This window comes from Thermocoleostomius sinensis A174, assembly GCF_026802175.1.
GTDB classification, from domain to species: domain Bacteria; phylum Cyanobacteriota; class Cyanobacteriia; order Elainellales; family Elainellaceae; genus Thermocoleostomius; species Thermocoleostomius sinensis.
In genome coordinates this window covers 980,573-998,765 of sequence record NZ_CP113797.1, presented here as the reverse complement: position 1 = coordinate 998,765, position 18,193 = coordinate 980,573, and the positions used below count along the sequence as shown (strand labels likewise).

Annotated in this window: 17 protein-coding genes and 1 tRNA gene; 8 read left to right on the top strand and 10 right to left on the bottom strand. The window is 49.0% G+C overall.

Annotated features, from left to right (window positions below):
* Nucleotides 1–58: 58 nt before the first annotated feature.
* Nucleotides 59–256: a hypothetical protein gene (locus OXH18_RS04365; protein ID WP_268611198.1), complete on the bottom strand. Its 198-nt coding sequence runs from the start codon at nt 254–256 to the stop codon at nt 59–61.
* A gap of 201 nt (nt 257–457) precedes the next feature.
* On the opposite strand from OXH18_RS04365, the gene OXH18_RS04360 reads away from it, so the two are divergent.
* A complete protein-coding gene (locus OXH18_RS04360) occupies nt 458–1,747 on the top strand; it encodes a glucose-1-phosphate adenylyltransferase (protein WP_268611197.1) in 1,290 nt (429 codons plus the stop codon).
* Nucleotides 1,748–1,863: 116 nt separating this feature from the next.
* On the opposite strand, the gene OXH18_RS04355 is transcribed toward OXH18_RS04360, so the two are convergent.
* Together OXH18_RS04355 and OXH18_RS04350 are read right to left on the bottom strand one after the other, a co-directional pair.
* Complete coding sequence (locus OXH18_RS04355) at nt 1,864–2,124, bottom strand: hypothetical protein (RefSeq protein WP_268611196.1); 261 nt, start codon at nt 2,122–2,124, stop codon at nt 1,864–1,866.
* Between the two features lie 126 nt (nt 2,125–2,250).
* Entirely contained in the window at nt 2,251–3,576 is a 1,326-nt protein-coding gene (locus tag OXH18_RS04350; RefSeq protein ID WP_268611195.1) for a four-carbon acid sugar kinase family protein, read from the bottom strand.
* Between the two features lie 308 nt (nt 3,577–3,884).
* On the opposite strand from OXH18_RS04350, the gene OXH18_RS04345 reads away from it, so the two are divergent.
* Nucleotides 3,885–5,810, top strand: coding sequence for a DMT family transporter (locus OXH18_RS04345; protein WP_268611194.1), 1,926 nt, complete (start codon nt 3,885–3,887; stop codon nt 5,808–5,810).
* Between the two features lie 98 nt (nt 5,811–5,908).
* Here the strand turns inward: OXH18_RS04345 and OXH18_RS04340 are convergent, their stop codons facing one another.
* From OXH18_RS04340 to ruvB, 3 genes are all read right to left on the bottom strand, one after another.
* Nucleotides 5,909–6,172, bottom strand: coding sequence for a hypothetical protein (locus tag OXH18_RS04340; RefSeq protein WP_268611193.1), 264 nt, complete (start codon nt 6,170–6,172; stop codon nt 5,909–5,911).
* Between the two features lie 124 nt (nt 6,173–6,296).
* Entirely contained in the window at nt 6,297–7,139 is an 843-nt protein-coding gene (locus OXH18_RS04335) for a tetratricopeptide repeat protein (RefSeq protein WP_268611192.1), read from the bottom strand.
* A gap of 277 nt (nt 7,140–7,416) precedes the next feature.
* A complete protein-coding gene (gene ruvB / locus OXH18_RS04330; protein ID WP_268611191.1) occupies nt 7,417–8,538 on the bottom strand; it encodes a Holliday junction branch migration DNA helicase RuvB in 1,122 nt (373 codons plus the stop codon).
* 427 nt (nt 8,539–8,965) lie between these two features.
* Here ruvB and ispG point away from each other — a divergent pair, with 427 nt between their 5' ends.
* Both ispG and ctpC read left to right on the top strand, forming a co-directional pair.
* Nucleotides 8,966–10,192 carry a (E)-4-hydroxy-3-methylbut-2-enyl-diphosphate synthase gene (gene ispG / locus OXH18_RS04325; RefSeq protein ID WP_268611190.1) on the top strand — a complete coding sequence of 409 codons (1,227 nt, stop codon included), beginning with the start codon at nt 8,966–8,968 and terminating at the stop codon, nt 10,190–10,192.
* Nucleotides 10,193–10,334: 142 nt separating this feature from the next.
* Nucleotides 10,335–11,624 carry a carboxyl-terminal processing protease CtpC gene (gene ctpC, locus OXH18_RS04320; protein ID WP_268611189.1) on the top strand — a complete coding sequence of 430 codons (1,290 nt, stop codon included), beginning with the start codon at nt 10,335–10,337 and terminating at the stop codon, nt 11,622–11,624.
* A gap of 118 nt (nt 11,625–11,742) precedes the next feature.
* Here ctpC and OXH18_RS04315 read toward each other — a convergent pair whose 3' ends face one another.
* Nucleotides 11,743–11,955, bottom strand: coding sequence for a DDE transposase family protein (locus tag OXH18_RS04315; RefSeq protein WP_315874670.1), 213 nt, complete (start codon nt 11,953–11,955; stop codon nt 11,743–11,745).
* 296 nt (nt 11,956–12,251) lie between these two features.
* Here OXH18_RS04315 and lepB point away from each other — a divergent pair, with 296 nt between their 5' ends.
* Nucleotides 12,252–12,935 carry a signal peptidase I gene (lepB, locus tag OXH18_RS04310; RefSeq protein ID WP_268611187.1) on the top strand — a complete coding sequence of 228 codons (684 nt, stop codon included), beginning with the start codon at nt 12,252–12,254 and terminating at the stop codon, nt 12,933–12,935.
* On the opposite strand, the gene OXH18_RS04305 is transcribed toward lepB, so the two are convergent.
* Complete coding sequence (locus tag OXH18_RS04305; protein ID WP_268611186.1) at nt 12,901–13,428, bottom strand: ComEA family DNA-binding protein; 528 nt, start codon at nt 13,426–13,428, stop codon at nt 12,901–12,903. The genes lepB and OXH18_RS04305 overlap by 35 nt on opposite strands.
* Nucleotides 13,429–13,441: 13 nt before the next feature.
* The gene (locus OXH18_RS04300) at nt 13,442–13,852 is read right to left on the bottom strand and encodes an SHOCT domain-containing protein (protein ID WP_268611185.1); all 411 of its coding nucleotides are present in this window, start codon (nt 13,850–13,852) and stop codon (nt 13,442–13,444) included.
* A 453-nt stretch (nt 13,853–14,305) separates the two neighbouring features.
* Between OXH18_RS04300 and glmS the strand changes: the two genes are divergently transcribed.
* From glmS to OXH18_RS04285, 3 genes are all read left to right on the top strand, one after another.
* Nucleotides 14,306–16,210 (top strand): glutamine--fructose-6-phosphate transaminase (isomerizing), encoded by a 1,905-nt coding sequence (gene glmS, locus OXH18_RS04295; RefSeq protein ID WP_268611184.1) that lies wholly within the window; start codon nt 14,306–14,308, stop codon nt 16,208–16,210.
* A gap of 175 nt (nt 16,211–16,385) precedes the next feature.
* Nucleotides 16,386–16,458 (top strand) — tRNA-Met (locus OXH18_RS04290).
* Nucleotides 16,459–16,671: 213 nt separating this feature from the next.
* The gene (locus OXH18_RS04285) at nt 16,672–17,883 is read left to right on the top strand and encodes an Arm DNA-binding domain-containing protein (protein WP_268611183.1); all 1,212 of its coding nucleotides are present in this window, start codon (nt 16,672–16,674) and stop codon (nt 17,881–17,883) included.
* 10 nt (nt 17,884–17,893) lie between these two features.
* Here OXH18_RS04285 and OXH18_RS04280 read toward each other — a convergent pair whose 3' ends face one another.
* Nucleotides 17,894–18,175: a hypothetical protein gene (locus OXH18_RS04280; RefSeq protein WP_268611182.1), complete on the bottom strand. Its 282-nt coding sequence runs from the start codon at nt 18,173–18,175 to the stop codon at nt 17,894–17,896.
* Between the last annotated feature and the right edge of the window lie 18 nt (nt 18,176–18,193).

Here is an 18,193-nt window from a genome sequence, read left to right as displayed (position 1 = left end):
AGTTAAGGACCTGAGTTTTCTACGCAAAAATCGAGTTTTCTACGCAAAAATCATTGCCCTAATCATCTGGAAATTGCCAACAGGCAATGGATTCCACTTGAGCACTGCCACACTCGCAGACACTGGGCTTGGATGCAATCCATTCGCGATCGCACTGCCGACAGTGGCACCAAATATTATGTCGATTGGCAACTTCAATCTTTAATTGCCACTCGCGTAGTTCGTCTGGGTTAAGCTGCGCTGGAAAATGATTCATGGTGTTAGCCTGTTTTGGCTGCTGAAACTAACTCCTCTAGCTCCCGATCCTAATGGCTCCCGATCGTCTTGATCCCAATCTCGCGTTTTTGATCCCAATTTGTCAATCTTGTAGTCCTAGCCCCTTGCCAACTTCCACTTACAGTCGGACACTGTAGTTGGGAGTTGATCGGTCGTTAAGAAGCAGTTAAGAGAGGTCACTGTGAAGAAAGTATTAGCCATCATTCTAGGTGGGGGAGCCGGAACCCGTCTGTATCCTCTAACGAAACTTCGGGCAAAGCCTGCGGTGCCTCTGGCAGGTAAGTATCGCCTTATTGACATTCCTGTGAGTAACTGTATTAACTCTGGAATTTATAAGATTTATGTACTAACGCAGTTCAACTCTGCTTCGCTTAATCGCCACCTCTCTCGCACCTATGCCTTTTCTGGATTTCACGAAGGGTTTGTGGAGGTATTAGCTGCGCAACAAACGCCTGAAAACTCGAACTGGTTCCAAGGAACAGCCGATGCAGTGCGCCAATATATGCGGCTGTTTCAAGAATGGGACGTAGATGAATACTTAATTCTGTCTGGGGATCATCTGTACCGGATGGATTATACGGAATTTGTTGAACGCCACCGAGAAACCAACGCTGACATCACGCTTTCGGTATTGCCGATCGATGAGAAGCGCGCTTCTGACTTCGGGTTAATTAAGATTGATAGCAGTGGCCAAGTTACAACCTTCAGCGAAAAACCCAAAGGAGATGCTCTGAAGCAAATGGCGGTAGACACCACAATTTTGGGGCTGTCGGCCGAAGAGGCTAAGCAAAATCCATACATCGCTTCAATGGGCATTTATGTGTTTAAGCGCCAGGTACTGCTCGATTTGCTCAACTCCTATTCCGATTTCACGGATTTTGGCAAGGAGATTATTCCAGCGGCTGCCAAAAACTACAACACTCAGGCTTACTTGTTCAATGGGTACTGGGAAGATATTGGAACGATCGAAGCGTTCTATGAGGCAAACTTGGCACTGACTCAGCAACCCATGCCGCCGTTTAGCTTCTACGACGAAGATGCACCCATCTATACTCGGGGTCGATATTTGCCGCCAACTAAGCTGCTAAATTGCCGCATCACCGATTCAATGATTGGCGACGGTTGCATTCTCAAGAACTGCCAAATCCACCATTCAGTGCTGGGGATTCGTACTCGCATTGAGTCAGGTTGCAACATTCAAGACACATTAATTATGGGGGCTGATGCTTACCAACCTGTAGAACAACGGCAGATAGAATTGGAAGATAAGAAAGTTCCGTTGGGCATTGGCGAAAATTCGGTGGTTCGTCGAGCAATCATTGATAAAAATGCCTGCATCGGCCGCGATGTGCAACTAATTAATAAAGATCGAGTAGAAGAAGCTCAACGAGAAGACCAAGGATTCCACATTCGCAGCGGCATCATTGTCGTCATCAAGAATGCTGTCATCCCTGATGGAACGATTATTTAGAAAAGGCTGGGATTGCTCTAGAGCATGGAAGTAAACCTGCGACTAGGAAAATGCAGCCGGCAAAAAAACAAACAGGGAGCGATTTATGCCCCCTGTTTTGCTTTTCTAGCTTCCTTTTATCTTCGGTTAAAACAGGCTGGTTGGGCTGATACTTCCCGCCACATCGTGCGGCTTGGATGCCATGATTGCGAAACTACTTGTAACTCGTGAGGATAGCGCGGACGCGGATCATGTTCCAACCAAATCGGAGGAACCATCATGGGATCGTACTGCACGATCGTATCAACTGTACCGGGGTTAGACTTCAGTTCTACCCGTTGCCCCGGACGATATACAACTGCTTCATCCCAGTCCACATCTACCCTGTGAAATTTCATAGCCGCCGATCAATCCTAGGTAAATAGTATCTTCTGATACTAATTCTAAGTTTTTTCTATTGAGCAGACTATCAAACCGTATCTTTAGATACAATTTTTAACCTTGATTGAAGCGCTACGTTATAGCTACGGTTCACCCATCAGCCGCTGGTAGGCTTGCACCAAAGCGTAGCGATCGCCCACATTACCTGGAAACAACACCACTGGTAAATTTGGGAATTGTGGGTGATCGGAGGGTGTGCGCACAATCGAGACCCCTGGCAGAATCTGCCCCAACAGCCGCGCCGATTGCAGCGCCAATCCGGTGCTGAGCACGTCATTGGATGTGATGCCGCCTTTGCTGATGAGGAAGCCCAGATCCGAGGGCAAACCGCGCACAATGTCCATCAGCAGCCTTGACACTGCTGCCCCAAACGCCAAGCGGGTTTGAATATCGGCAAAGGTCAATTCCTGCCGACTGGTAAAAATAGCTGGCGTGTTCAACTCCGCATGAACGGCTTGTACGCGAGCGAGCACCTGATGCAGTAGTTCGGCTCGCTGAGTCTCCGACTCTTCCAGCAAATGCACCACATCCACTTCGATCGGCACAATCGTCGGCTCATTCAACAGTTCTTCTAGTTGTTCAGTGGTTTTTTTGACATGCGATCCCACCAGGACAGCACCGGGTTTGCCGTTGCGGGTGTAGGTAGCCATGTCTTCAGGAGCCACATGCTGAGGTGGTAGGTTAGCCAACGCCGTCAGTAAACTGGCAGCACTACGAAAAAGGAAGCGTTTGCCTTGCGAAACTGCGGCTAATACATCGGTGGCAAATTGATTCAGATCTGCCTGCGTTTCTGCATCCACCACCACACACTGATTATTTTGTAGTTGCATGAGGCGATCGAAACAGCCCGATCGCACCTCGGCGAGTAACAATTGTTCTACCTCACTCGCTTTGATGCGTCCTTGAGTCTTTTCTTCCACATAAGCTGGCAAATAGCTGTGGTGATAGCCAAACACAGAATCGCGAGCAAATTCGGTTTGGTGAACTGGGGTCGGAATACCGTTGACAATCAGGTAATGCACACTGTCGCTGGTGAAGCGTCCCCCTTCAAAAAAGGCAGGGGTAAGAAAATGAGCATCGAAGGGTCCCAACACTTCGGCAATCGCATCGGTTTCGATTGGATAATGTCCCCGTAGGGTGGAATCAGAACGACTGACGATTAAAAATTCCTGAATTCCCACCGCTGCGATCGCCTGCTTCAGATTTTGACAGACCGATCGAACCGTTGCTACGGCTTGGTCAGGCGGCAGGGCACGGGTGTTGGTCAACACGAAAAAAATCGGCGATGCATCGGTTAACCCCATCTGTAATGTTTCCACATCCCACCGCATCAGCAGTAAACAGCTATGAACCGTTTGGGAGCCAGTGGGGTCATCGTCTAACACAATGATTTTAGGGTTCGCACTCATTACATACATTCACGCTCATCGCTTGAACACTACCATGCAGCCGCTGCTTCTAGAGAGAAACCCTCTACAATTCTGTAATTCTGTAAACTTTGAAGAAGACAGCGGAGCACGCCAAAAAGCGCTTGTTATTTAAAGAATGACGAATGGTGTCCGTTTGCGTTGCGATCGGGGAAAAAACTACGGCGTTTCGTAACGCACATTTCAAATATCAAGGTATAAAATGAAAGCGCTTTCTCGGCACATGCCAAGGGCCATTATTGACTAGCTTAGCTGGCGCATACGACTCATACACTCGAGGTTGCATACGGATGGGGCAACTGGACAATCTACCCGACAACATGGAGTCTGAAGACTTCAACACGCCGCAAGAACTGCTGCGGACAATGACCTATGACCTGAAGACATTGCAGCAAGATGTAGTCGCTCAGCTACATCAAGATATTCGGCGGCTTCAGGCTGAAAAATCGCGCTTAATGAATGACATTGAGAAACTGCAAACTCAGCAACAAACGCTCCAGTCGCAGCATGAAGTCACGCTGTCGCGGCAGCAGTTGGCCCAGCAACAAGCTTGGGCGAAGCAATTAGCGTTGGCGTTAGCTAATCATTTGCACACTGCCTTAATGCAGCGCTTAAGCCAAACCCTCAGTACTCAGCCGATGCCGCGATCGGACGATATGCCGCAAATTGCCGGGTCTGCTCAAGGGGGTGCTCCAATCGATCCAGAAAACACCTATCGGGTGCTAGCCTCGATCGATGAAACCATCAACCATGCCTTGGCTTCGCTGCGCCACGACTTAAACAGTTATCAGAGCGCTTTGTCTCAACAAATTAGCCGGATGCACGATTTGGGACAACAAGGGGAGGCGATTCTCGATGTGTTGGTCAGCCGCATCAGCCAACAACTTCAGGCAGAAACCTTGAAAAATCGCAGCGAGCGTTCCACTCCAGACTCTACGGCGCGATCGGCTCTTGGCTCTCCCCCTGCTCCAAAAATTGTTCCGTCCGATGTGATCGTTCCACCTCTGCCTAAACCGCCAGCACTGACTCCTCCCTCCACTTCCGTTGCGCCTGTTGCAGAACCATTTCTGCCTGCGCCTATGGATCAGCCTTCCAGTCAACCTTCTAGTCAGTCCTCTGAGCAAGCCGCCTCAGATAGCCCGACACCAGCAGAAGCTCCTGAACTAGCGGCGGTGGTCCCTACTCCTCCTACCACTCCAACTCGATCGACTCCGGCGCGACGATCGCCCTTTCAAGCCGGTTTTCTGCTGATTTTATTTTCTACAGCAACCTTGGCCCTGCATCATGTGATTGTGCAAATCATTGGCACATCAGGGCGATTATTTGGCAGCGAAGCGTTGCAAGTAGGTGGTTTTATTCAACTCAGCACTTTCAGTAGTGCGCTATTGGTGCTGTGGGTGCGCATGGTGGCAATTGTGCCGCTGATGGCTTGGCTATCGGGATTGCTCTACCGCCCCGTTTGGCGAGACTTTCGCTCGTTCTTTGTATCCAGAGAGCGACGATTGCTGTGGAGTCTTATCGGCAGCGGCATTTTTCTAATGCTGTCGCAAGTATTTTTGTATGTAGCAATCGGCGAACTGGGCCCGGCGGTTGGGGTTGCGATTTCGTCGCTATATCCCCTAGTGACATTACCGCTGATGTGGCTATTGTTTGGAGAGCGCCCCTCACGATTGCGCATGTTGGCTGTGTTTGCCATCGCGTTAGGAATTGCTTTCACTGTGTTTGCAGCCCGATCGCTGTTATCTGATCAGGGCATGTTGGCGGCGGTCATCTCTGGTGTCACATTTGGGCTATACCTAGTGTCAATGATGTTGATTAATCGTCGCAAGCTGAATCCGCTCCCAATTAGTTTGATTCAAAATGCCACAATTTTTGTGTTCAGCAGCCTATTTTTGATTGGGTTTGGCTCCAGTGCAGCGCCGAGCAATTGGTCAGGACTGATTATCAGTGGGCTGATCTTAGGCGGACTAACGATCGTCAGCTATATTCTCAATGACGTTGGCTCTCGCATTCTAGGAGCCGCCCGTGCCACACTGATTACTGCTAGTGTGCCTGCGCTCACGGCTCTGTTAGCTTTCTTGATTCTTCCCAATGCCCAAAACTTTCTGAGCTTGGGACAAATCATCGGAATTTTGATTCTCACTATGGGAATTGCAGCCCTCAGCTTAGAGCGAATTTTGAACCAACACAAACCCGTCCGATCCGTGGGGCGATAATGACGGTTTAATTGGCTCACTTGTATGAATTGAGCCTAGAGGAGCCTAGTAGAACGGCTCTTTCTAACGAGAGTCAAGAAAAACTGCAAGAGCCAATACTAACCTAAATTGCGGCTGGGATTCCGCTTGGAAAGGGCCCGCTGTTGCTTCCAAACTTTGCGCATAATCTCAAGGAAGGAAAGTGGAAGTGCAATAAACCAAAAGATCGAGGCCAGCGCAACAACGAGCCAAGAAATAACATGATGCTTGGGTGTAGAGCGATCGGAGAAAAATGCCAAGCAAAGAATTGAAGCAACAATCAAGACATTGAAACCATAAATCTGCAACAACAACCCTGTCTGCATTCCCCAAGCTCCCAGCATGTATTACCTTATACTATTCCCGCATGACTTGGTAGATGCCCGCTATTTGCAAAATCTTAACACTGATCTAAAAAAAGACAAGATCTCATAAAGATTTGCCAACCCCTAGTAGGACACTCTTGGCTTAGTTCAGCTTCAGAAACTTTTCGAGGGCGCTGCTCATAGCTGGCGGCCAGCGGCGAATGTGGCTGACCCAATTGATATCTTTATAGCGGTTATCTAACCCCATCACGGCAACCCAGTTGCTTTCCGCTTCACCACGATTTCCTGCTGCCCACAACGCAGCCGTTAAGGCAGCCCGCATATCGGCAAATTGTGGATACTTGCGCACAAGGTTACGCATTTCTCGGATGGCTGAGTCAGCTTGCCCCGCTTGATATAAAGCTAGGGCATAGTTAGCCCGGGCAAAGGCGAAATCCGGTGCTAGCTTGGCAGCTTGTTGATAATCGGCGATCGCCTGCTCCCAATCTCCCAGACCAGCCTTGGCGTTGCCGCGATTGTTGTAAGCGGCTGCATCGGTGGGATCTAACTCCAGAACGCGATTGTAATCGGCAATGGCTTTATCCCACTCTCCTAACCCTTCCAAGGCCGTGCCGCGATTGAGGTAGGGATCGGGGGCCGTGGGAGCTAGTTCGATCGCACGATTATAGTCGGCGATGGCTTCGGCAAGCTTGTTCTGGCTCACTCTGGCATTACCGCGATTACTCCAGAGGGCGGGTTCGCCGGGCAGCAACTCTAACAGCTTTGTCCAATAGGCTTCGGCCGTTGCAAAATCACCTTGGTTGGTGGCAGAAAAGGCCGCAAGTCGCCATGCTTCAATATCCTGAATTTGCTGTTCACTGAAGGGTGAAGCATCAGAGGCAGGAATTTGGCCCATCAGGGGCTGCGCTAGCCCGATCGAACGGATAGGAGTAGCTGTAAACCAGAAGGCAATGGACAGAAGCAGGACAAATAAAAATTTCAGCATACTGTGATCATGACAGGGTTTCTGCCACAATACAACCTTGTTATAATCTTGTCGTTACATACATGGCCTCATGCTAAGCGAGGTTGCTTGGTGTGCTGGCTGAGCAGATTCAGAATTTTCTGCCACCTTCATTGCTGCCTATCTAGTGCTAACCCGCATCATTCGCTAGGACTTGCTGTAGTGACTCAAAGGTGCTGTTAGAACACAGTCCCTAGTAGGGTTAGCTTGCTCAGTCCCTATTCAGTCCCTATTCAGTCCCTATTCCATCTATCAGTCACTATCGTAACAACGATAACTGGCTGTCAGGGGGATCGCCATAGCCCAAGTGCTTCCATGCGGCGGGGGTGGGAATTCGTCCACGGGGAGTTCGCTGGAGATAGCCAATTTGCAGCAAATAGGGTTCATACACTTCTTCAATGGTTTGGGCGTCTTCTCCAGTGGCGGCGGCTAAGGTTTCCAGCCCCACCGGACGACCACCAAAATTTTCAATCATTACTCCCAATAGGCGACGATCGGTCCAGTCTAACCCGCAAGGATCAACACTGAACAGTTCCAGGGCTTCGGCCGCGATCGACTCGGTGATGGTGACTCCGCCAGCTTTGACTGCTACGTAATCTCGCACTCGTCGCAACAAGCGGTTCGCAATGCGCGGTGTTCCTCGAGCACGACGGGCAATTTCAGCGGCTCCTGCTTCGGTAATGTCAGTGGTCAAAATAGCAGCGGTGCGCAAGACAATCTGCGTCAGTTCATCGAGTTCGTAAAACCGTAAGCGTTGAATAATGCCAAAGCGATCGCGCAACGGCGAAGTTAATGCCCCCACGCGAGTCGTTGCCCCCACTAGCGTAAATCGCTGCAACGGAATGCTGCATGTACGGGCAGCTTGTCCTTTTCCAGTGGGAATATCCAGCCGATAATCTTCCATTGCTGGATACAAAATTTCTTCGGTAACGCGAGGCAAGCGGTGAATTTCATCAATGAACAACAGATCGCCTGGCTGTAAGCTGATTAGCAAGCCCAAGATGTCTCTCGGACGCTCTAGGGCTGGAGCAGTTGTGATTTTGCAATTCACCCCCATTTCTGTAGCCAGAACGAGTGCCATCGTCGTTTTGCCTAGCCCTGGTGGGCCATAAAGTAGTAGATGATCCAGCGTCTCATTGCGAAACTTGGCAGCTTGAATAGCAATATCTAGGACTTCTTTGAGGGCTTTTTGCCCAATATATTCTGCTAATCGCTGCGGTCGTAGCGTCTCTTCTTGTTTGTTAGTTTCCTCTAACGTGGCAGCCGATTCGAGCAAGCCGGGTTCTGTTCCACGACGGGCTTTCCGCCCCTGTTTAGACAGGGCAGCCGCTTGCTTCGGTGGGTTTGGTTCTGGCGGTTGTTTCGAGGATATGATTGCCATGACATTATGGTACAGGCGTATCCGAATTTTGCAAAAACAAAATTTGGGGGGCAAGGGGAATTGAGCACCAAGGGTTGGGAGCAGGAAGCTGAGGAATTGACAGGAAAAGTTGCCCAGGAAAGTTCTTCTTAATTCTCAACAAAGTTTGTGTTCTAGGTTCTCGTTCCATGATCCCGCTTCTGTGGCACTCTGGAACATAAGCAGGGTACCTGGATAAAAGATTTAATAAAATGGCTAATTTTTGCCATGATGGTCGTAGAAAGGCAGCGATGGACGCTGAAAACTGTGGCAATTACCTCAGTTATTTGTTCGTTTCATCAATCCTGTTTTCGCTCTTGTATTTAAGACTCAACCGCTCAATCGTAGCGACTTGATTCCCTTGGTTTCCGGTTTCGTGTTTTATATCGCACCACTCATTTGATAGGGTATGCAGACTCTTCCGACTCCTGTTACAACGAAAGTTTCCTCTATTTGCCTCGCTACCGACGGCAAAATTCAACGTCGCCAAACGCGCCCCGTTCCTGTCGGCAGCATTACGATCGGCGGTGGTCATCCGGTAGCGGTCCAGTCAATGATCAATGAAGATACGCTGGATATTGATGCGTCAGTGGCAGCGATTCGGCGATTGCATGAGATTGGCTGTGAAATTGTGCGGGTGACAGTGCCCAGCATGGCCCATGCTAAGGCCATGGAAGAAATTCGCCACCGTGTATTCACTACATATCAGCCTGTTCCCCTGGTGGCAGATGTTCACCATAATGGTCTGAAAATTGCGCTAGAAGCAGCCAAACATGTTGATAATGTGCGAATTAATCCGGGTCTCTATGTGTTTGAGAAGCCCAAGCTCGATCGCACGGAATATACCCAGGCGGAATTTGATGAAATTGGCGATCGCATTCGCGAAACTCTAGAACCGTTGGTCGTGTCTCTGCGAGATCAAAATAAATCGATGCGTATTGGCGTTAACCACGGTTCGCTGGCTGAACGGATGCTGTTTACCTACGGAGACACGCCTGAAGGCATGGTAGAGTCGGCGCTGGAATTTATTCGTATCTGCGAATCGCTGAATTTTTATAACTTAGAAATTTCCTTGAAAGCGTCCAATGTACCTGTGATGATCTCTGCCAACCGCCTGATGGTGCAGCGCATGGATGAACTGGGTATGAATTATCCGCTGCATCTAGGAGTAACAGAAGCAGGAGATGGAGAATATGGCCGCATCAAATCTACAGCCGGGATTGGCACATTACTGGCAGAAGGCATCGGTGATACGATTCGCGTTTCACTGACCGAAGCCCCTGAAAAAGAAATCCCAGTTTGCTATAGCATCTTGCAAGCTCTAGGACTTCGACGCACAATGGTGGAATATGTGGCTTGTCCATCTTGCGGTCGAACGCTGTTTAACTTGGAAGAAGTTTTACATCAGGTTCGGGCCGCCACAAACCACCTTACGGGGTTGAATATTGCGGTTATGGGGTGTATTGTGAATGGCCCAGGCGAGATGGCCGACGCCGACTATGGCTATGTGGGCAAGCAAGCGGGCTACATCGCGCTGTATCGGGGGCGCGAAGAAATCAAAAAGGTTCCCGAAGATAGGGGAGTTGAGGAGTTGATCAATTTAATTAAGGCAGATGGACGTTGGGTTGATCCTTAGGCATGGCAAGGATTCGTTCAAGGGTTCTGATGCTCTCTCGGCTGTTTGTTACGTCGAATTTAACGGTTGTTTCCTGTAGCCTGTGTTAGATTGGGCGTACCTGCCTTGTAATTTATTTCCTCCACTCTGATTCAAGCGAACTATGAGTATGACAAAGCGTGGACTCGTTTTAGGCGCAACTGCGGTCGCTGTTACTGCGGTTGCTGTGACTGGTGTAGGCTTGCATTCTTCTCAAGGACAAGCCTTTTTTCAAGAGAGTCCCAAAGAATTAATCGACGAGGTTTGGCAGTTAATCGATCGCAACTACGTTGATGGCTCGTTTAATCAAGTGGATTGGAGGGCCGTACGGCAGGAATATCTTGGACGGGCTTATAGTAGCCGCGAACAGGCCTATGATGCGATTCGCGAGATGCTGGAACGCTTGGACGATCCCTACACCCGCTTCATGGACCCACAAGAGTTCCGCAACATGCAGATTGATACATCGGGCGAGTTGACGGGGGTAGGCATTCAATTGGCCCAAGATGAAGAGACTAAGGAACTCGTGGTGGTGTCTCCAATTGAAGATACTCCTGCCTTTGAAGCTGGCATTTTAGCTCGCGATGTCATTATCAAGATCGACGGTCAAAGCACCGAAGGCATGGATACTAATACGGCAGTAGGGCTAATTCGCGGTCCGGTGGGCACAGAGGTCAATATTACCATTCGGCGTGGCAATCAAGAGTTGGACTATACCTTGAAGCGTGCCTTGATTGAACTGCATCCGGTGCGGTACTCTCTGCAAACTGAAGCAGACGGCACTAGAGTTGGTTACATTCGCCTTAGTCAATTCAGCGCCAATGCAGCGGATGAAATGCGGGAAGCAATTCAAGATTTAGAGTCACAAGCGGTGGATGGCTATGTGCTAGACCTGCGGATTAATCCGGGTGGATTGCTCTATGCCAGCATTGACATTGCGCGGATGTGGTTAAATGAGGGCGTAATTGTCTCTACAGTCGATCGCCAGGGAGTGTCTGAGCAGGAAACTGCCAATGGTACAGCCCTGACCGATAAGCCATTAGTGGTGCTCATCGATGGCGGCTCGGCCAGCGCCAGCGAGATTCTCTCCGGTGCTTTGCAAGATAACGGCCGTGCTGTACTGGTGGGTAGCCAAACCTTTGGCAAAGGACTTGTGCAGTCTGTGCGTGGTTTGAATGATGGTTCGGGTTTAGCCGTAACGGTGGCGAAGTATTTGACGCCAAACGGTACAGATATTAACCATCAGGGCATTTCACCGGATATTGCCGTCGAACTCACAGATGAACAGCGGCAAAACCTGTTTGGAGTGAACAATGAAATTGGGACCGATGAAGATCTGCAATACATTCGTGCCTTGCAAGAACTAGATCAGTTGATTGCTGGGCAGCAGAACCGCAGACAGGCCTCTCAATAGTTCCGCTACTTATTTATCAATTGTCAATTGAGAGAGTGCTGAGTGGAATCATCTAAGAATTGAGCCATCGTTCATTGCTTAGAGTTTGCTTCTCAGCACTTTCCAACCTGATAGACTCCTAAAGTGGTTGACATTTGCCCGCGCGAATCAGACCCACTCGACGGGCGATCGCTTGTCCTTGAGAATCAAACGGGCCCCAGTGTTCTGGTTCGGTTTGCTCCGGCTGATCTGATTGGGCAGCCGCGGAAAGCGCTTGACCTGCATCCAATCGCACGATCTCACAGTGCCCGTCTGGTTGCTTCACCACATACCAAGCGTCTGAATTAGTCATCATAGGACATTTGCTCCACGCTAAATTGAATACAACTATTCTAGAAAGACCAAACGCACTGTCACGCTTTCCGGAAGGCTACTAGGGGCTACCATCAATTCAAGCTAGAACCCCAATGGCTAGTTAAGGGGGTCCCTAGCTTGGTTTGTTAGACTGGGCGCGATAACTCTGACTTCTCAAAGGTCTCATTTCAATTAATGACGCGCCCTAAGTCGATCGCCAATTTCGCCGTCTCATGGCAAGATCAGCAGGGAACAGTATTTGTCCGTTCATCATGGTTCACATTTCGCGCAGCTATGGCTTCTGAACAACCAGATTTAGGCACCCAGCAATCCACTGAATTGCCTTCATTGACTAATCCTTCGGGTTCTTCCCCCGATCAGGCTAAAGCTGAGTCAAGGTTGCCGGGTCGTTGGTGGTCGCGATTGTCTAAACCGCAGCGCGAGAACCTGCAAATTCTAGCGATCGCCTTGGTATTGGCTGTAATTCTGCGGCTGTTTATTGCCGAGCCGCGCTACATTCCCTCTGATTCGATGGTGCCAACGCTGGAAATTGGCGATCGGTTGGTGGTGGAGAAGGTAAGCTATTACCTGCGATCGCCTCAAACCGGTGACATTGTTGTTTTCGATCCACCGCTGCAATTGCAAGAATTTGGTTATGCTCCCGACAAGGCCTTTATTAAGCGCATTATTGGAACACCGGGCGATGTCGTGCAAATTCAAACTGGATGTGTGTATTTGAATGGGCACCCCCTAGTCGAGCCATATGTAGCAGAGCCTCCGGCTTATGACATGCCAGCAGTTCGCGTGCCAGCCCAGCAGTATTTTGTCATGGGAGACAACCGCAACAATAGTAACGATTCTCATGTTTGGGGCTTTTTGCCTCGAGAAAATATCATCGGTCGAGCCGTGTTTCGCTTTTTTCCACTCAATCGCCTTGGACCCCTTAAAACCGAAGATAATGCATTATTTCTGCGGTGAGTGTCCCCGCTAGTCCAAGACGCTGTTGGAATTGCGACAGCGATCGATAGGCTCCTTGTTGCTGCCGATTTTGCACAATTGCCTGGGCTAAAGACAAATCGATCGCCGGAACCTGGAGCAGCAGTTCAATCGAAGCGGTATTGGGATTCACCGTCTGAAAGGTGCTCACACTCTCCGCATCGTAGTAGCAAAATTGCAGAATCGGTTCCAATGGGCGCAATGACTGAACTGGCACACTCAGCGCCGCGGCTACATCATCGGTACAGTGAAATGCTACCCCCGATCGCGCTAATTCGACCAACGTTCGAGCCTGATGAATCGATAGCCCTGGTAAGCGCAACCAATCGTCCACGCTCGCCTGATTGACATCAATTCGCACGCCTTGCTTAGCTGCGATCTGCACTTCCTCTAGCGATTGAAACCGATAGTAGGGATCAGTCAATCGCCGCGATCGAGATGGACGCCATCGCCCCAGAAATCCTTTGTCCTTCATCCTTCATCCTTTCTTACAGTCGATCGAGTAGTTGCCGGCGCTTCTGCTCGAACTCATATTCAGACATCAGTCCATCTTGGCGCAGTTGCTCGAGTTGGCGTAGAGCCTCAGCTACCGCATTCACGTGAGCAGGAACCACCGTGGTAACTGACTGTGCTGACACAGCCGCTACATCAATGGTGTCCATCGATTGTAAGTTGGAATTAAAGTAACGATCGAATTCCTCTGGATCTTGAAATAAATACCAGAATGCCTCTAGCGCACTAGCTATCTTGGGGACAGGAGTCCAAGACAGCAGCAAGTAGACAACGCCCCAACGCATTTGCCCTAGGTAGAACTTGTGCAGTCCGGAAGGCAACGGCGGAATGGTACTGATGAGAGCAAGCAGGGCTGCGATTTTACGATCTTTATGTCCAACTGGCATGAACAAACATTCAAATTTGCTTTCCTATGGTATCGAATGCTTCACCATCTCATGTAATTGCTTATGAGAAATTACAGTAGATTGAAAATCAAGTCCTGGAGTTGATTGACTAACAACCCTCAAACTGCCCTCATTTCGATCCCGTCCAGAGCAGACAAGGGGCTTTCGATCGGGGTTTGGAGTTGAAGTCCCTTCGCCTCGTGTAGGAGAAGAAATACGGGGATGAAGGCAAATCCGACTTGAATTCAGCAACGCCGGAAAAGATTTTCCAGTCAACCAATGTCCAGAGTGCAGTGAGTCCCACGTGGTGAGTGATGAAGGGATAAGAACGAACGGAGGTCGATCGGGATACAATCGGTTTGCCGTGACATGGTTTTCAAAACGATCAGGGACTAGAATAAGGGTCAGTCAATTTCGGTCTCAATTTCAGTCCTGAGTGGAGGTATTGCCCCTATGTGTGGAATTGTCGGCTACATCGGAACACAGCCAGCTAGCGGAATTCTCTTGGAGGGGCTACGGAAGCTGGAATACCGAGGCTACGACTCGGCCGGAATTGCCACACTGTTTGAGGGGAAAATTGACTGTGTGCGGGCGAAGGGAAAACTGCACAATCTGCAAACTAAACTAGTAGGACATGATTATCCCGGTTGGATTGGTATTGGGCATACGCGCTGGGCTACACACGGGAAGCCTGAAGAACACAATGCGCACCCACACCTCGATATGTCTAGACGAGTGGCGGTCGTACAAAACGGCATCATAGAAAACTACCGAGAATTGCGGGAAGATTTGAAGCAAAAAGGTTATGAATTTGTTACCGAAACAGATACCGAAGTCATTCCCAACTTAGTTGCTAATCAACTTGACCAAATGCAAGCCAATTGTGAATTGGAGCAGTATCTTTCTCCGTTCACAGAAGCGGTGCGCCGTGCAGTACATCAACTGGAAGGTTCGTTTGCGGTTGCTCTCATTTGTACAGACTATCCCGATGAAATTGTGATTGCCCGACAGGAGTCGGCCCCGTTGGTGATTGGCTTTGGGCAAGGAGAGTTTTTCTGCGCTTCGGATATTCCGGCAATTCTGCCGCACACGCAAGCGGTAGTGACGCTGGAAACCGGCGAAATGGCCACGCTGACGCCGCTGGGTGTATCGGTCTATGACTTTGAGGGAACGCGCCTACGCAAACATCCCTATCTGCTTAGCGGTGTTTCAACTGCCACCGAAAAGCATGGATTCCGCCACTTCATGTTGAAGGAAATTTATGAGCAACCGGGCGTAGTACGAACATGCTTGGATCATTACCTCAATCTTGATTGGGTGACCGATCGATCGACAAATCCCATTAACCTGGGCTTACCTGTCGGACTCTATACCAATTTGGAACAGGTGCAAATTATTGCTTGCGGGACTAGTTGGCACGCCAGTTTAATTGGCAAATACTTGATTGAACAATTAGCTGGAATCCCCGCTCAAGTCCAATATGCTTCAGAGTTTCGCTATGCGCCGCCGCCCTTAACACCGAATACCCTAACCATTGGTGTAACGCAATCGGGAGAAACCGCTGATACCATTTCTGCTTTGAATATGGAAAAACAGCGTCGTGCCGATTTGGACGATCGGTTTCAACCACGTTTGCTAGGCATTACCAACCGTATGCAAAGCACATTAGCTCGTTTGGTAGATTATGCAATTGATATGCATGCAGGAATTGAAATTGGCGTGGCAGCGACCAAATCATTTACTGCTCAATTGATGGCGTTTTACGGCTTGGCGCTTGATTTAGCCTATCGACGGCAAACCTTGTCGATCGATCGATTGGAACAGATCATTCTGCAATTGCGACAATTACCAGGACAGATTGAAGCTATTCTGGAAACTCAAGAGAAACAAATTGAGGAATTGGCACACGAATTTTCAGAAACTCAAGATTTCATTTTTATAGGACGTGGTATCAACTTTCCTATTGCACTTGAAGGAGCATTAAAACTCAAAGAGATCAGCTACATTCATGCGGAAGGCTATCCGGCTGGTGAAATGAAGCATGGGCCGATCGCTCTATTAGATGAAAAAGTTCCGGTGGTGGCGATCGCAATGCCTGGCAGCGTGTATGAAAAAGTACTCTCCAACGCCCAAGAAGCCAAAGCCCGTGACGCTCGCCTAATTGGAGTTACACCCGTCAATGATCCACACGCAACTGAAATTTTTGATGATGTATTGACTGTGCCGGATGTAGAAGAATTATTGTCTCCAATCCTAGCGGTTGTGCCGTTACAGTTACTGTCCTATCACATTGCTGCCCATCGGGGCTTAGATGTGGATCAGCCGCGCAATTTGGCGAAGTCAGTCACGGTGGAATAATCATTGACGCAATACCAATCTTTACTGTCAGTTGCAACCTTGAAGAACTTGTGCAGGCTCAGGTGATTTCCTTGGTGCCTGAAAATGAGAATAGCTGATTTGCTCAAGTGAAGCTTGTATTTAGTTAAACTTTTAGTTACAATTAATTATGGCATAAGTACACATTAAAACTTTTGGCTCAGTAGCTCAGTGGTTAGAGCAGGGGACTCATAAGCCCAAGGTCGCAGGTTCAAATCCCGCCTGAGCCATCAACCAAATCAAGTTCTGAAAGGCATTTCAGGAGGTCATTCCAAGACCTCCTGAAATTTTTTTAGGGTAAAACGGTGGAGTTTGGGGTAAAAAGTGGTGGAAGTTTGGTGGAAAAAATCAGTACAGATGAACTACTATGATGGTAACCCAGCCTGAAATTGCAAATGGACTTTGTAGATTGCTAATAACCCGACTACTTCGGAGGCGCTATTATGCAACCCAGGAAACGCCAAAGCAAGGGAATGGTTTCTGTCATTTCCACCCACGATCGGTTACAACTTCGGTTTCATTACGGGGGTAGGCGTTATTATTTAACACTCGGCTTGGCAGACACTCAAGTTAATCGGAAAGTGGCAGAGGCAAAAGCCAAGCTTATTGAGTCAGACATCATTTATGAGCGCTTTGATCCAACCCTGGAGAAGTACAAGCCTCAAAATGCCTTGAGTGTTGCCAACACTGCTGCACCGCTTCCCGTCCCCAAAACATCACTGCTTGACCTGTGGGAGAAATACACCCAGTTTCAGCAGGCGCATTTGGAAGAGACAACAATTATTAGAGACTACGGCAAGATTGAAAAACGCATCCGGAAGTTCCCCAAGCCCTATTTAGAGGATGCCATTGCCATTCAAGCTCACTTGCTGAGTGAGTTTGCCGCAGAAACAGCCAAGCGAACCCTGAAGCAGCTTAGTGCTTGTTGCAACTGGGCAATCCGAAAAAAACTGATCTCCGAGAATCCATTCAAAGAACTGGCTCAGGAAGTGAAGACGAAAAAGGCGAGCAAAGTGTCTCGCAAACCGTTTTCCAAAGAGTGTGTAGCGGCAATTATTTCAGCGTTTGAACATAACACTTACTGCTCGAAATACTCTCCGATTTCCCATTCCTACTATGCTCCCTATGTCAAATTTCTGTTTCATACGGGTTGCAGACCTGAAGAAGCGATCGCCCTTAAGTGGAAGCATGTTGAGAAGAACCAGATCTACATCTGCGAAGCTGTCGCCACTGATGTTCGCATTCGGAAAACAACCAAAACCGACACACCTCGCTACTTTCCCATCAATTTTCCCATCAATGAGGAGCTAAGAGCTATCTTTGAGGCAGTCAGACCAGAGCATCCCGATCCAAATTCCCTCGTATTTCCGGCTAGAAGGGGCAAGGAGCTTGACACCCACAACTTCCTCAACCGGGTGTGGAAACCCGTGGTGGAAAAATTGGTGGAAGCAGGCAAGGTGAAGGAATATTTGCCTCAGTACAACTGTCGGCACACATTTATTACACTTTGTTTGGAAAGTGGGATTATATCCAGGCGAGTGGCAGATTGGTGCGGTACTTCAGTAGCGGTCATTGAGGAGCATTATGCAGGAGCGATCGCGCATATCCAGGTTCCTTCTTTCGGATTGACCGATCAAACAACTCTGGAAGATTAGGGGTAGATTCCTAAAGGTGATCTTCAGGAATAACGAAGATAACAGGCATGACGCTACCTGTTAACTCATTAGAGGTCGCCTCTGTTCGCACCGTGATGACCCGTGTCGGAATATCACCGTAGTTGCTCTTCAGAACAATCGTGGTGTTGGGGGCGGGAACATGCGAGAGGGCAGTAATCGTGCCATCTAACTCCCGCAGCCACGTCAAATCATCCACAAATTCTGGTCGCTTCTGCTCGGCTTCTTGGCAAACCCATAGGGCAGCACACAGGCGGATCAAAACTGGAGTCATTTGGCTTACCTCTTCCAA

Excerpts from the sequence above, each read along its gene's own strand:
- OXH18_RS04365 (WP_268611198.1), bottom strand. The coding sequence starts at position 256 with ATGAATCATTTTCCAGCGCAGCTTAACCCAGACGAACTACGCGAGTGG.
- OXH18_RS04355 (WP_268611196.1), bottom strand. The coding sequence starts at position 2,124 with ATGAAATTTCACAGGGTAGATGTGGACTGGGATGAAGCAGTTGTATAT.
- OXH18_RS04350 (WP_268611195.1), bottom strand. The coding sequence starts at position 3,576 with ATGAGTGCGAACCCTAAAATCATTGTGTTAGACGATGACCCCACTGGC.
- OXH18_RS04345 (WP_268611194.1), top strand. The coding sequence starts at position 3,885 with ATGGGGCAACTGGACAATCTACCCGACAACATGGAGTCTGAAGACTTC.
- OXH18_RS04340 (WP_268611193.1), bottom strand. The coding sequence starts at position 6,172 with ATGCTGGGAGCTTGGGGAATGCAGACAGGGTTGTTGTTGCAGATTTAT.
- OXH18_RS04335 (WP_268611192.1), bottom strand. The coding sequence starts at position 7,139 with ATGCTGAAATTTTTATTTGTCCTGCTTCTGTCCATTGCCTTCTGGTTT.
- ruvB (WP_268611191.1), bottom strand. The coding sequence starts at position 8,538 with ATGGCAATCATATCCTCGAAACAACCGCCAGAACCAAACCCACCGAAG.
- ispG (WP_268611190.1), top strand. The coding sequence starts at position 8,966 with ATGCAGACTCTTCCGACTCCTGTTACAACGAAAGTTTCCTCTATTTGC.
- ctpC (WP_268611189.1), top strand. The coding sequence starts at position 10,335 with ATGAGTATGACAAAGCGTGGACTCGTTTTAGGCGCAACTGCGGTCGCT.
- OXH18_RS04315 (WP_315874670.1), bottom strand. The coding sequence starts at position 11,955 with ATGACTAATTCAGACGCTTGGTATGTGGTGAAGCAACCAGACGGGCAC.
- lepB (WP_268611187.1), top strand. The coding sequence starts at position 12,252 with ATGGCTTCTGAACAACCAGATTTAGGCACCCAGCAATCCACTGAATTG.
- OXH18_RS04305 (WP_268611186.1), bottom strand. The coding sequence starts at position 13,428 with ATGAAGGACAAAGGATTTCTGGGGCGATGGCGTCCATCTCGATCGCGG.
- OXH18_RS04300 (WP_268611185.1), bottom strand. The coding sequence starts at position 13,852 with ATGCCAGTTGGACATAAAGATCGTAAAATCGCAGCCCTGCTTGCTCTC.
- glmS (WP_268611184.1), top strand. The coding sequence starts at position 14,306 with ATGTGTGGAATTGTCGGCTACATCGGAACACAGCCAGCTAGCGGAATT.
- OXH18_RS04285 (WP_268611183.1), top strand. The coding sequence starts at position 16,672 with ATGCAACCCAGGAAACGCCAAAGCAAGGGAATGGTTTCTGTCATTTCC.
- OXH18_RS04280 (WP_268611182.1), bottom strand. The coding sequence starts at position 18,175 with ATGACTCCAGTTTTGATCCGCCTGTGTGCTGCCCTATGGGTTTGCCAA.